This is a genomic window from Haloferula sargassicola (assembly GCF_040362925.1).
Lineage (GTDB): Bacteria > Verrucomicrobiota > Verrucomicrobiia > Verrucomicrobiales > Akkermansiaceae > Haloferula > Haloferula sargassicola.
In genome coordinates this window covers 42,046-55,989 of record NZ_BAABRI010000023.1, presented here as the reverse complement: position 1 = coordinate 55,989, position 13,944 = coordinate 42,046, and the positions used below count along the sequence as shown (strand labels likewise).

9 protein-coding genes are annotated in these 13,944 nt (G+C 64.8%); 6 read left to right on the top strand and 3 right to left on the bottom strand.

All coding sequences use genetic code 11. The features are described from left to right. Window positions 1-18: 18 nt before the first annotated feature. Both ABXH26_RS17505 and ABXH26_RS17500 read right to left on the bottom strand, forming a co-directional pair. A complete protein-coding gene (locus ABXH26_RS17505) occupies window positions 19-2,337 on the bottom strand; it encodes a beta-galactosidase (RefSeq protein WP_353568395.1) in 2,319 nt (772 codons plus the stop codon). Between the two features lie 70 nt (window positions 2,338-2,407). Further along, the gene (locus ABXH26_RS17500; protein WP_353568394.1) at window positions 2,408-3,334 is read right to left on the bottom strand and encodes a diacylglycerol/lipid kinase family protein; all 927 of its coding nucleotides are present in this window, start codon (window positions 3,332-3,334) and stop codon (window positions 2,408-2,410) included. Between the two features lie 145 nt (window positions 3,335-3,479). Here ABXH26_RS17500 and ABXH26_RS17495 point away from each other — a divergent pair, with 145 nt between their 5' ends. After that, window positions 3,480-5,729: a GH92 family glycosyl hydrolase gene (locus tag ABXH26_RS17495; protein ID WP_353568393.1), complete on the top strand. Its 2,250-nt coding sequence runs from the start codon at window positions 3,480-3,482 to the stop codon at window positions 5,727-5,729. A 1,042-nt stretch (window positions 5,730-6,771) separates the two neighbouring features. On the opposite strand, the gene ABXH26_RS17490 is transcribed toward ABXH26_RS17495, so the two are convergent. Continuing rightward, a complete protein-coding gene (locus ABXH26_RS17490; protein ID WP_353568392.1) occupies window positions 6,772-7,512 on the bottom strand; it encodes a ThuA domain-containing protein in 741 nt (246 codons plus the stop codon). A gap of 169 nt (window positions 7,513-7,681) precedes the next feature. Here ABXH26_RS17490 and ABXH26_RS17485 point away from each other — a divergent pair, with 169 nt between their 5' ends. From ABXH26_RS17485 to ABXH26_RS17465, 5 genes are all read left to right on the top strand, one after another. Continuing rightward, window positions 7,682-8,650, top strand: a complete 969-nt coding sequence (locus tag ABXH26_RS17485) for a glycoside hydrolase family 43 protein (protein WP_353568391.1) — start codon at window positions 7,682-7,684, stop codon at window positions 8,648-8,650. A gap of 22 nt (window positions 8,651-8,672) precedes the next feature. Beyond that, window positions 8,673-11,081, top strand: a complete 2,409-nt coding sequence (locus ABXH26_RS17480; protein WP_353568390.1) for an alpha-L-arabinofuranosidase family protein — start codon at window positions 8,673-8,675, stop codon at window positions 11,079-11,081. A 507-nt stretch (window positions 11,082-11,588) separates the two neighbouring features. Continuing rightward, complete coding sequence (locus ABXH26_RS17475; protein WP_353568389.1) at window positions 11,589-12,926, top strand: radical SAM protein; 1,338 nt, start codon at window positions 11,589-11,591, stop codon at window positions 12,924-12,926. Further along, on the top strand, window positions 12,913-13,266 hold the full coding sequence (locus ABXH26_RS17470) for a hypothetical protein (RefSeq protein WP_353568388.1): 354 nt from the start codon (window positions 12,913-12,915) through the stop codon (window positions 13,264-13,266). The genes ABXH26_RS17475 and ABXH26_RS17470 overlap by 14 nt, the downstream gene beginning before the upstream one ends. A 3-nt stretch (window positions 13,267-13,269) precedes the next feature. After that, on the top strand, window positions 13,270-13,944 hold the full coding sequence (locus ABXH26_RS17465) for a prolipoprotein diacylglyceryl transferase family protein (RefSeq protein ID WP_353568387.1): 675 nt from the start codon (window positions 13,270-13,272) through the stop codon (window positions 13,942-13,944).

Below are 13,944 nucleotides of genomic sequence, written 5' to 3'. Positions count from 1 at the left end.
CGAGACGAGGAGGGCGGGCTATTCTTTCTCCACGGCAAGTCCGTCGCCGACGTAAATGCGGTAGTCCTTGATGTCTCCCGGATTGTGGCCGGAGCGGGGAACGAGCTTGAAGCCGCCAATGGTTTCCTGCTGGCCGAGGTCGATGACCAGACGGTGGGGGTAGTCGGGCGAGGCGTTCTTCCACTCGCTGTGCCAGAAGTCGGAGGTCTGGCCGTTGATCGCGTTGCTGGCGGAGCCGTCCTCGCCGACCATTTCCTGGCTGTCGACGTAGCCGATGGTCCACTTGGCGTGGGAGATCGACTGGCCGCGGCCATCGAGGATGTCGAGCTCGGCGATGGCGGCGTAGGGCTTGCCATCTTGCGAGTTGAGCGCCTCGAGGCAGAACTGGGAGCCTTTCACCGGCTTGTTGAAGTCGACGACCTTGTCCTTCTTGTCGCGGTCGAAGCTGGCCTCCAGCACGGGTTCCACGCCGTCGAGTTTCAGCTCGGTCTTGCTGCCGAGGCCGCGGGCGAAGTCGAGTTCGGGACGGAGGTCGTTGAGGATGGGCTTCTCATGACCGGACGACGACGGCTTTTCCGGGCCGACCAGATCGAGGATGACGATCTCGTTTTCCCCTTCCTTCAGCCACGGGCCGGGGATGTAGGCGGTCTGCGTGGGGCCGATGTTCCAGTAGCGGGCGAGGCATTGGCCGTTGACCCACACGACGCCCATGCCCCAGCTGCGCAGGTCGAGGAAGGTGTCGGCGGCTTTTTCCAGCGAAACGGTGGCCCGCCAGAACTTCGGACCCTCGCCGGCCTGGTCGGCGGGCTGGTATTTCAGAACGGGGAGCTGGGTGTCATCGAGCGCGAGCTTGTAGGCGCCCCACTGGCCCTTGATCTCGTCGCCGCCGAGTTTCACGGCGCCGAGGATGCCTTTCCGGTCGTGGATTTCCTTGCCGAAATTCACGTGGCCCATGGTGTGGACGAGGATATCGAGGACGGCCTCCTTTTCCCGGCCGGGCAGGGCGACTTTGAAGCGTTGGGAGCGACGGTCCATGATGCCGACCTCTTCGCCATCGACGCGGATCCAGGCGAAGTCGTGAAGCTGGTCGATCTCCAGCGGCGCGGCGGGGCCGGCGGGGATCTTCGTGCGATAGAGCATCGCGCCGTGGCCTTGGCCGTATTTTTCCATGACCTGGGGTGCCGGGGTGACCAAGGGTCGGGGGAGATTGTCGAAAATGGCGGCGGCCTCGGTGAACTCGAACTCGGGCACGCTCATCACGGGCATCGGGGCGGGCGGCTCGGGCAGGGTTTCGCCGGGCAGGAGGTATTTGCCCATCAGCTCGCGGGTTTGGTCGAACTTGTCGCCGATCCAGCCGGCCTCGCTGATCGGGGCGTCGTAATCGTAGCTGGAAGTGTCCGGCTTGAACGGTCGATCGGCCCCGGCCCACATGCCGAAAGAGGTGCCGCCGTGGGCCATGTAGATGCTGAACGACGCGCCTTCCTTGAGCATGTATTCGAGGTCGGAGAGGTAGCGCGAGGTGTCGCCGAGGTGGTGTGGGGCACCCCAGGTATCGAACCAGCCGGGGTAGAACTCGCCGCAGACGAGAGGGCCGTCCTTTTGCACCTCGCGCAGGGCGGCGAAGGAGCCGGCGGGATCGCTGCCGAAGTTGACCACCGAGAAAAGGTCGTCCCGGAAGCCGTTGCGGAGGTTGCCCCGCGGGTTGCAGGCGAAGAGCGGGACGTCGAAGCCGGAGTCGATCATCATCTGGAGCAGCTCGCCCATGTAGCGGGCGTCGTTGCCGTAGAAGCCGTACTCGTTTTCCACCTGCGCCATCAGGATCGGGCCGCCGTGGGTGACCTGCTGCGGACCGAGCACGCGGCCGACCTCGTTGAGCCACGCCTTGGTGGCCGCGAGGAACCTGGGATCGCGGGAGCGGAGGGCGATGTCGTCGTTTTTCAGCAGCCACCACCGCAGGCCGCCGCCATCCCACTCGGCGCAGGCATAGGGACCGGGGCGGAGCACGACCCACAGGCCTTCTTCCTGGGCGATCTTGCAGAACTCGACCGCGTCGCGGCGGCCGGACCAGTCGTATCTCCCTTCCTCGAACTCATGGAAATTCCAGAACAGGTAGGCGCAGACGGTGTTGAGGCCCATGGCCTTGCAGAGCTGCAGGCGGTGGCGCCAGTACTCGCGCGGCACGCGGCCGAAGTGGATCTCGCCGCAACGCATCTGGAAGCGCTGGCCGTCGAGGAGGAAGTCCTTTTTCCCGATCTTGAAGGTGTGGTCGGCGGCGGTGACGGGGACGGCGGAGAGCAGGGTCGCCGCCAAGGTCAGGGTTTGGAAAAGACGCGACATGGAACGTTTCTTGTGGAGGGCGGCCGCGATACTGGCCCCGACGCCGCGTCCTTGCAAGCCGGGTCGGAAATCAGGGCAGGATGTCCTTGTTTTCCGCATACTCGCGCGGAACGACCAGCATCGCGCCGCCGGGAATGACGTGGGCCTCGAAGGGCGTCTTGCCGATCGGTTCGCCATCGATCTCCAGGTTGAGCGGCGGGTCGGCCTCGACCTTGATCTTTTCCGCGGAAAAGTAGCGCAACTCGGTGGCGCCCTCGTAGCGGCGGGTGAGCAGCCGCCAGAGGACCTTGAGAATGCCGCCGATGCTGTTCGGCGAAACGATGGCCAGATCGAGCTTGCCGTCGTGCGGGCTGAGGTTCGAGCCGAGCGCGATGCCGGAGCCTTGGATTTCGCCGACGTTGATGGCGATGACCGTGTGGGCGCGGAAACGCAGCCGGCGGTCATCGACCGTGAGGCGGATGCGCGAGCGTTTCAGCGAAAAGAGGCTCTTCACGCCGGTGATGACGTAGGCGAAGAAGCCGAGCTTGTCCTTCAGGTCGCGGTCGGCGGCCTTGATCAGGTCGGCATCCCAGCCGGAGCCCGCCATCAGGGCGAAATAGCGGTCGTGATCGACCAGGTGGCCGACATCCATCGGCACGGCGACGCCGCTCCGAAGCGCGAGTTCGAGGGCGTCATCGACGTCGGTCGGCACGCCCAGCGCGCGGGCGAGCAGGTTGGCGGTGCCGGTCGGGATCTGGGCCAGCGGGATTTCGCGTTCGTTTTCGATGATCCCGGAAAGCGCCTCCATCACCGTGCCGTCGCCGCCGGCGACGAGGACCAGCTCGCGATCCGTCTCCGCCGCCCAGCGGCGGGCATCGCCTTCGCCCTCGGTTTCGCGCAGTTCGAAGTCGAGCCCGCTTTCCTCCAGCCTGCGGCGGATGGTCGCGAGGATGTCCTCCGCCTGATCCTGGCCGGCGGCGGGATTGACGATGGCGAGGACTCGGCGGGGCGGGCTCATGCGGTTCTTTTCCCGATACGTCAGTTAGAGAAGATGTCCAACGAAGCTGGCGGCGGGGCATGCTGACCGGAAAAATCCCGGGATTTCAGGAAATTGCGGAGATTCCGGGGTCCGGGCGCGTAGAAGAGGGGGTATCAACCCCACCATGAATCATCTACCGCTCCTCCTTCTCCCCGCGGCGGCCTTGGCGGCCGACCTGCCGGCACCGGCCAAATACGTCGATCCCATGATCGGCACCGCCGGCCACGGCCACGTGTTTCCCGGTGCCACCGCGCCCTTCGGCATGGTCCAGGCCAGCCCGGATACCGGCCTCCACGGCTGGGACCGGTGCTCGGGCTACCACTACGACGATACGGGCATCATCGGCTTCAGCCACACCCACCTCAGCGGCACCGGCTGCGGCGACCTCGGCAACCTGATGTTCATGCCGATGACCGGCGACATCCAGTGGGACCCCAAGCCGACCGGCAACGACGGCGGCGGGCTGCGCCCCGACTCGGGCGCGCGGGCAATGTTCAACCACGAAAACGAGCACGCCGAGACCGGCTACTACTCGGTGAAGCTCGACGGCTCCGACATCGAGGTCGAGCTGACCGCCACCGAGCGCTGCGCCGTGCACCGCTATACTTTTCCGAAAAAGGGCGACGCGGAGGTGCTGATCGACCTCAACCACAAGGTCTCGCCTCCGGGTGACGCGGCCTTCGAGGCGGAACTCGAAATCAAGGACCCGCATACCGTGGTCGGCTGGCAGAAAACCGACGGCTGGTCGAACCCCAAGACCTTCTACTTCGTCGCCGAGTTCTCGGAAAAAATCACCGGCCAGGATTTCCGCGAAGGCGGGGAGACCAAGGACGGGAAGTCGATTTCCGGCAAGAACATCAAGGGCGCGCTGCACTTCGACCTGGATGCCGGCAAGCCGCTGGTCGTGAAGGTCGGCGTGTCGCCCGTCAGCATCGATGGCGCCAAGGACAACCTGAAGGCCGAGGTGGGCGACAAGGGCTTCGAGGAGGTCCGGCAAGGCACCGTGGCGAAGTGGAACGAGCTGCTCGGCAAGGTCACCATCTCCGACAAGGACGAGGCCGAGCTGCGCACCTTCTACACCGCGCTCTATCACACCATGGTCGCCCCGAACGTCTACAACGACCACGACCGCCGCTGGATCGGCCCCGATCGCAAGGAGCACGCGGATCCGGGCTTCAACTACTATTCGACCTTCTCGTTGTGGGACACCTTCCGCGCCGCCAACCCGCTCTACACGCTGCTCGTCCCGGAAAAGGTCGGCGAGTTCACCGACGCGATGCTGATCCACTATGAAAACACCGGCTACCACCAGCTGCCGGTGTGGACCCTGTGCGGCAACGACACCTGGTGCATGATCGGCTACCACTCGATTCCGGTGATCGTGGACGCCTACTTCAAGGGCCTCACCGACTTCAACGAGCGCAAGATGCTCGACGCCATGGTCGACAGCTCGAACCGCCGCGAGTGGAACAAGGAGTACCGCGAAAAAGGCTACGCTCCCTCCGGCGATGACGGAGCCCAGGGCACCTCGCGCACGCTGGAGTATGCCTTCGATGATTGGTGCATCGCGCGCTTCGCCGAGGCCATCGGGAAAAAACGGATCGCCCACGAGTACGACGAGCGGGCCCGGAATTTCCGCAACGTCTTCGACAAGGACGCCGGCATGATGCGCGGCAAGGACCGCAACGGCGACTGGCTGGAGCCCTTCAAGCCGACGGTCGTCGACTTCCGCGCCTTCACCGAGGCCAACGCCTGGCAATACACGTGGTCGGTCATGCAGGACGTGCCGGCGCTGATCGAGCTGATGGGCGGGCCCGAGGCCTTCGTCGCCAAGCTCGATGAAATGTGGACCACCGAGGGGGTCGAGTCGCACGCCCCGGACGTGACCGGCCTGATCGGCCAGTATGCGCACGGCAACGAGCCGAGCCACCACACCGCCTACCTCTACGACTTCGCCGGCCAGCCGTGGAAGACGCAGAAGTGGATCCGCGAGATCTCGGAAAAGTTTTACACCGACCAGCCCGACGGCATCTGCGGCAACGAAGACTGCGGCCAGATGTCCGCCTGGTACGTGTTTAGCTCGCTGGGCATCTACCCGGTCAACCCGGCCAGCGGCGTTTACATGATCGGCAGCCCGATGTTCGAGAAATCCTCGATGAAGCTCGGCAACGGCAAAACTTTCACCGTGATCGCCTCCGGCAACTCGAAGGAGAATGTCTATATCCAGGAGGCCATGCTCGACGGCAAGCCGCTCGACCGGACCTGGATCACCCAGAAAGAGCTTTCCGCCGGCGGCACCCTGGCTTTCCGCATGGGCCCCGAGCCAAACAAGGAATGGGGTGTCGGCAAAACCCCGCCCGCTTTCGCCTACTGAGCGATCCTTTCGCGCCACCACCCAAAAACCCGGGCCGTGATGGCCTGGGTTTTTTTGCGGATGGCGGATGGAGCCGCCGGCAACCGGGCAGGGCCAAAGGAGCCGTGTTGCGCCGGAAACGCGCGGTGATTTGGGGGTGAACAGGCTGCGTTTCGCCGGGAACCGACCGTGTTTCGGGGGGCGGAAGGGCGTCTTTGCAGAAAACAGACCGTGTTTCGTAAGGTGGAGCCCGTGTTATGCGGAGAACAGGCCGTGTTTTGTGGGGTGGCGGGGGTGTTTTGTAGGAAACAGACCGTGTTTTGTGGGGTGAAGGGGGTGTTTTGTAGGAAGCAGACCGTGTTTTGTGGGGTGAAGGGGGTGTTTTGTAGGAAGCAGACCGTGTTTTGTGGGGTGAAGGGGGTGTTTTGTAGGAAACAGACCGTGTTTCGTAGGGTGGAGTTTGTGTGTTGAGAAGAGCAGGCCGTGTTTTGCGGGGTGGAGGGGTGTTTGGTAGGAAACAAATCGTGTTTTGTGGGGTGGAGTTTGTGTGTTGCGAGAGAACTGGCCGTGCTTTTTTTGCGGGTTTGAGACCGGGTCTCCCAAAAGGGCCAACGGCCCGCCACATACCAGCCCGGGCTGAAGGCCCGGGTTCGGAGGTCCTCCATGAACGGAGGGCTGAAAGCCTGACACATGCTGGGTTGAGTCGATCCGAGCCCACCGTGCATGTGCCAGGCTTTCAGCCCTCGGTATCTTCCCTGATATGCGAAACCCCGGGCGATGCCCGGGGCTGGTATGTGGCGGGCCGTTGGCCCTTTGGACGGCAGGGGCCCTCGGCCGGGGGGCGGGCGCGGCGCTCGGATGGGGCGGGCCGGTCGGGTGAGACCGGGCGCTCGGATGCGGCGGGAGCTCCGACGGGGCGGGACCTCCGAATCAAAGGGCGCTCGGAATGGGCTCCTCCGATCCCCGTATGGGCCGAGCCCCCGTATGGACCGAGCCGTCGCTTCTTCGTGAAGCCCTGAAAGGAAGCGGACGCACGAATCTCACGCGCGCCCGCCGCTACGGCTCAACGGCCGGCCACCCACTCTACCGAATTCGTCAGCAGCTGCTTGAATGCCGGGTTGTCATGCGCCTCGGCGGCGTGGCCGAGGGTGATGCAGACGATCTTGGCCTTCTTGTCCTTCACGATCCACACGCTCGGAATGTCGTCCTTGGTCTGGTCGGCCGCGTTCTCGCAGCAGACCTTCACCTTCGCCCCCTTGTTGAGTTCGAACCGGTAGTTCTCGTCGGTGATCTTGAACTTCTTCGGCACCTCGGTGGTGATCGGGTTTTTGCCGCCCTTCACCGTCACTTCGAACTCGCCGTAGCCGTGGCTCGGCGTGCGACCCCCGATGAAGCGGTCGTTGTAGCCCGGCCACGGGTGCGACCAGGTGGCGGCGTGCAGGAAAACCAGGCCCTTGCCGGCATCGGCGAAGTCGTTGAGCGCCTTCTGCCACTCCTTGCCGCCCCACTGGTCGTGGTTGCCGCTGAAGACGAGCACGTCCGCCTCCTTGATCAGCTCGAGGGCCTCCTTGAGGTTCGGCGTGGCGGCGCAGTCGATCTTTTCCGCCGCCTCGAGCGTCTCGGTGTCGGTGCCGAGGAAGAACTTCGGAAAGTCGTGCGACGACCCGGAGCCGACCAGCAGGACCTTGAGCGTGCCCTTCGGCATGACCTTTTCAAAGCTCTGGCCCATCGGCGCGGTGGTGTCCGGCGGCAGCGCGATCAGGGGTTGGGCGGCGAGGGCGAAGGGAAGAAGGTAGCGGAGCATGAGTGTCGGGGTTTGGCTTGGAATCCTGATCGAGCAGGGGGTTTGGAAGACGTTCCCATACCGTTCCTTCGCGGGGCACCTTTCATGGGCCCACCCCCGGCGCTGCGGGGGAAAGATGACCCACGCCGCAGGTTGCATTTTTCCCCAGAACCCCGAAGCTCCGTCTCCCATGAAACGATTCCTTTCGATCCTTGCCTGCTTCCTTTCCCCGCTCGCCGCGGCGGAAAAGGGCGGATTTCTCTTCACCACCTTCAAGGGGGAGCAGACGCCGATGACCGAGCAGATCTACTTCGCGCTCAGCCGCGACGGCCGCGACTGGAAGGCGCTCAAGGGCGGTGAGCCCGTGCTGGTCAGCGAGCTGGGCGAAAAGGGCGTGCGTGATCCCTACCTCCTGCGCTCGCACGACGGCAAAAAAACCTGGGTGATCGCCACCGACCTTTCCATTCACCTCACCCACCACAACTGGGGCCGCGCGGTGACGCAGGGCAGCAAGTCGATCGTCATCTGGGAAAGCGAGGACCTGGTGAACTGGAGCGAGCCGCGGCTGGTCAAGGTGGCGCCCGACGATGCCGGCTGCACCTGGGCGCCGGAGGCGATCTACGACGAGAAGGAGAAGGACTACCTCGTTTTCTGGGCCTCGAAGACCGGCCGCGACGACTTCAAGAAGCACCGCATCTGGGCTGCCCGCACCAAGGATTTCACGGAGTTCGGCGAGCCCTTCATCTACATCGAGAAGCGCAACGACGTGATCGACACCGACATCGTGTGGGAAAACGGGACCTACTACCGTTTCAACAAGGACGAGACGACCAAGGCGATCGCCATGGAGAAGTGCGACGAGCTGATGGGCAAGTGGAAGAAGGTGAACGGCTTCTCGCTCAAGCGCCTGCAGGGCTACGAGGGCCCGGCCTGCTTCAAGCTGGAGGACGCCGCACCCGGCAAGCCCGCCAAGTGGTGCCTGCTGATCGATCACTACGCGCAAGGCCGCGGCTACCAGCCGTACGTCACCGACGATCTCGACAAGGGCAAGTTCGAGAAGGCCGACGACATCACCTTCCCCTTCCACTTCCGCCACGGCTCGGTGCTGCCCGTTTCCGAGGACGAATACCAGCGGCTGGCCGGAAAATACGGACTCTGAACCGCACGATCGAATCCCACCCATGAAACCCATCCCTACCCTGATGGCCGCCGCCCTCGTGGCGACCGCCGGCGCCTCCGTCGAGATCGAGGTCGATGTCTCGAAGCCCACCATCGACCTCCCGGAGCACCTCTACGGCTTGTTTTTCGAGGATATCAACTGGGCGGCCGATGGCGGCCTGTATGCCGAACTCGTCCAGAACCGCTCCTTCGAATACTTCCCGGTCGCCGAGAACGATCCGCTGGGAAAGAAGATGGTGCCCCTCTTCGCCTGGGAAAAAATCGGCGGCAATCCGGTCGAGCTGAGCGTCGAGGAAACCGACCCGCTCAACTGGAACAACAAGCACTACGCCAAGCTCAAGTCCGCCGCCACGGCCAAGGTGGGCGTGGTGAACGCCGGCTTCGACGGCATCCCGCTCGACCAAGGCGCCAGCTACCGCGTGTCCGTCTTCGTGCGGACCCGCGGGTGGTCGGGCAACGGCGCGATCACCGCGACGCTGCTCGATGCCGATGGCAGCGAGTGCGGCACGGCTTCCCTCGGCGAGGCGACCGGGGAGTGGTCGAAACTCGAAGAGGAGATCGTTTCCTCGAAAACCACGGACCAGGCGAAGCTCGCGATCTCGACCGAGGGGTCGGGCGTGATCGACCTCGACATGATCTCGCTTTTCCCGAAGGACACCTACAAGGGCCGGGTGAACGGCCTGCGCAAGGACCTCGTCGAGGCGCTGGCGGACCTGCACCCGAAGTTCCTGCGTTTTCCCGGCGGCTGCATCGCCCACGGCTGCGGCCTCGACAATGCCTACCGATGGAAGGACACCGTCGGCCCGGTCGAGGAACGACGGCCGAACTGGAACCGCTGGGGCTATCACCAGACCTACGGGCTGGGATTTTTCGAATACTTCCAGCTCTGCGAGGATCTTGGCATGACCCCGCTGCCGGTGGTGCCGATCGGCGTTTCCTGCGGCTTCACCGACCCGTACGAGGTGGTGGACATCGAGAACCTCGGCGAGTGGATCGATGACGCGCTCGATCTCATCGAGTTCGCCAACGGCCCGGCCGACAGCGAGTGGGGCCACGTGCGCGCGGAAATGGGGCACCCGGAGCCGTTCCAGCTGGAGTTCGTCTGCCTCGGCAACGAGGAGCACGACACGCCGGAAATGCGCGAGCGCTTTCCCCGCTTCGTGGAGGCGATGCGGGACCGGTATCCGGACATCAAGATCATCGGCACCTCGGGCCTGGACCCGGAGATCCCGATCTACGACCTGATGACCCGCGAGAAGGTCCACAGCTCCGACGAGCACTACTACAAGGACCCGAGCTGGTTCATCGCACACCAGGATCGCTTCGACGATTTCGACCGCAGCAAGCCGAAGATCTTCGTCGGCGAGTATGCCTCGCGCGACAAAAAGCAGATCAACGCCGTCGCCGAAGCGGCCTATCTCACCGGCATCGAGCGCAATGCGGACCTCGTCGACATGACCTGCTACGCGCCGCTCTTCGGCCGCCTCGGGCACTGCCAATGGAATCCCGACCTGATCTACTTCAACCATCGCGAGGTCGTCAAAACGCCGAGCTACCACGTCCAACGCATGTTTGCCTCGAACAAGGGCGATGTTTATCTGGCGAACACCGTCGAGGTGGTTGATCCGCAACCGCAGCCGACGGTTTCCGGCACCATCGGGCTCGGCACCTGGGGCACCGCGGCCGAGTTCGACGAGATCCGCGTCAATGGCCGCCGGGTCGATCCGGCCGGCTGGCAGACCGCGCGGGGCCGCTTCGCGGAAACGGCCGGTGTTTTCGCCCAGACCGACACCGAGGCCAGGCCTGCCATGGCCACGGGGACGGAAAGCTACGCCGGCGAGGAGGTGACGATCACCCTCAAGGCGCGGAAGGTTTCCGGCGCGGAGGGCTTCATCATCGCCTTTGGCGGAAACGACGGCTCCAGCTGGTGGTTCAACGTCGGCGGGTGGGGAAATCGTCAGCACGGCCTTCAGCATGGACGGGGCGATGGCCTTTCGATCGTCAAGCAGACCGGTGGCCGCCTCGAACCCGGGCGCTGGTATGAGGTGAAAGTCGAGCTGACGCCGGGCCGCATCGTTTGCTCGCTCGACGGCAAGCCGGTCATCGACCATCCGGTGCCCGCCCCGCGGGTCAGCGTCGCCAGCGCCCTCGACCGGAAAGCGGGCGAGGCGATCGTGAAGTTGGTCAATCCTTCCGAGCGCGAGGTTTCCGCGACCATCCGGCTGAAGGGTGCGGAAAGGGTAGCCGACCGCGGCACCGCGATCCTGTTGGCGGGCGACGCGGATGCGCAGAACACGCTCGAGGAGCCCGACCGTATGGCACCGACGACGCGGGAGATCTCGACCGGGAGCAAGTTCCGCGTCCCCCTGCCTCCGACGTCGGTCCAGTTCATCCGGACAAAGGTAAGATAAATAAAGCCGGAGGCGGGATGTAGTTGCGCGCGCAACTACATCTGAAAGCAGGCCGGCTCCGTCGTCGAGGCAGACTTCGGTGTCCCGGCACAAGGTCTGGGGGTGGCGCACCCCGGGGGATGTCGGTGGATGTGAAGGAGGGGCACAACTGGCGCGGCACAACCGGGGGGCACAACCGGGGGGCACAACCGGGGGGCACAACCGGGGGGCACAACCGGGGGGCACAACCGGGGGGCACAACCGGGGGCACAACCGGGGGCACAACCGGGGGCACAACCGCGGGGCACAACCGCGGGGCACAACTTCCCCGTCAGGTGGCGTCCGGTCGAGATATTGCACAAAATTTCATCCTTGGGAGAAGGCTGATCTTCCGAGGGCGGGGAGGGAGCCGGGGTGTCGATGGATGAAGGTGGTCGGGGGAACAGGCAGATCCAAGATATTGTCATTGCCCGATCTGATAGGTTCCGTTGATATGAGGCCACCGGTTACTCCCCTGTCCGCCTCCCCATGTCCCAGATATCTCCCACCAAGCTCAAATCGACGTCCTCACGCTGCCCCGTCTGCCATCAGGCCTGCCCGGCCGAGGTGTGGAGGCGCGGCTCCGATCCCGGAGAAATCTGGATGACCCGGATCTGCGACGATCACGGCCCCCATGAAGTCTGCCTCGCCAGCGATGCCCGCTTTTATTGGTTGTCCCAGGGCGACCCATCCAATGGCTGTGGTGCGGGCTGCGCCTGCTCTTCCTCGCCCGAGGGTCGGGTCGGCACCTTGGGCGGTAATGCCACGCGCCCGGGCACGCCCGAGGAGCTTTCGACCTGCCTGGCCCTGATCGAGATCGTGGATTCGTGCAATCTCCAGTGCCCCACCTGTTTCACCGACGCGCCGCCGGGCGTGTCCCGGGAGCGGCTGAAAGCCCATCCGATCGCGGACCTCATGCGCCGCATCGAGGGGGTGCTCGAACGCAAGCACAGGATCGAGATCCTCCAGCTCTCCGGCGGCGAGCCCACGCTGCATCCGGAGCTGTTCCAGCTGATCGACTGGATCCAGGCCGAACCGCGGATCGACTACTGCCTGCTCAACACCAACGGACTCCGGCTGGCGCGTGACGGGGAGTTTTCCGCGAAGCTCGGCGAGCGGGCGCGGCGCGGGGGCTTCCAGCTCTACCTTCAATACGATGGCCCCCAGGAGGAAGGGCAGGTCGAGCTGCGGGGCGGCGACCTGCGCGAGGTGAAGCACACCACGATGGAGCGCTGCGAGCAGGAAAAGATCCCCTTCACGCTGGCCATGACGGTGTGTCAGGAAAACCTCGGGCACCTCTGGGAGACCATCACGGTGGGTCTGCGCTTCGGGCTGTGCCGCGGGGTGGCCCTGCAGCCGATGTTTCTCAGCGGCCGGGTGGGGCTCGCCGGCAGCCGGCTCAACACCGCGGATCTGGTGCTGGCGGCGATGCGGCAGTCCGGCGGGAAATTGACCGAGGCCGACTTCACCCCGCTGCCTTGTGGTGACCCGAACTGCGCGGTGATCGGTTACCTGATCCGCAGCCCGGAGGGGCTCCGGAGTATCTCCGAGTTCGTCGATTTCGCCAGTCTCCAAGGGTTTCTGCGCGACAAGGTCCGCTATGAAATGGCCGACCTGACGCGCTGCGGGTGCGAGAACACGGAGCTGGGCGAGCTGCTTCATCGCTACGAGATGGAGGAAAAGAACGCCTTCCGCATCTTCATCAAACCGTTTATGGACTCGTGGACATGGGACCAGGACCGGATCGACCGCTGCTGCACCCATGTGATCCGGCCGGACGGCCGGCTTGATTCCTTCTGCCGCTACTATGCCAATGGAGCCACCTGAGCTGCCCCCGCCGCCGCCGAACAACGCGGCGATCGGCTGGTTCCGTTTCGTGCTGTGGATCCTGCCGGCCGGGATGCTGGCCTTGTGGGCGGCCTTGTTAGGCTCGCTCGGCCTAAGGGGTTCCGATCAATGGCTCATGACGGCGTGGGTCCTGCTTTCCGTGGCCTCGACCTATGGCATCGGCTGGTTCGATGCTCGGCTGTCGCAGAAACGCAAGCTCCTGGGACGGTCCGAGTGGAGCCACGCCGCGATTTTCGTGCTGGCGCAGCTGGTGGTCGCTCCCGCGGTGCTGGTCGGCGTGCTGTTTTCGATCTGTCTCGTGGCCGGCGGAAGCTTTTGATCCATGGTCGCCGGCTCCCCTGTTTATCTTGTGATGATCGTGGTCGGCGTGTTGCTGGGAGCGATCTACTGGTGGTTCCAGGCCCGCGATGACGCCCGGATTCCGATGATCTATCTGGGCGGGTTGGTCGGGGCGTTTCTCGGGGCCAAGCTCGCCTACCTGATCGCCGAGGGCTGGCTCGATGCGGCCTCGCCCGACCGGTGGGCATTGTGGCTTTCCGGGAAATCGATCACCGGCGCGCTGCCCGGCGGCTGGGCCGGGGTGGAGATCGCGAAGCAGCGGATGGGCTACCGGGCGGTCACCGGCGACCGGTTCGCGCTGCTGCTGCCGGTACCGCTGGCGCTGGGCCGGATCGGCTGCCTGGATGCCGGCTGCTGCCGGGGCCTCGGCGGCTGGCCGGCGGTGCCGGTGGAGATCGGCTTCCAGCTGGTGGCGCTGGTGGGGCTGCTGTTTCTCCGCCAGCGGAAATGGCTGCCGGGCCAGCATTTCCACATTTATTTGATGGCCTACGGGCTGTTCCGGTTTTTCCACGAATTCCTGCGTGCCACTCCGAAGGCGCTCGGCGGGCTGTCCGGCTACCAGTGGGTCAGCCTGGCGACGGCGCTGGGCGCCGCGATCGCCTTCCGCCAGCGGGCGATGTCGTCGATTTCGCTAAGACCCGGAGGCGGGGCCACGTAA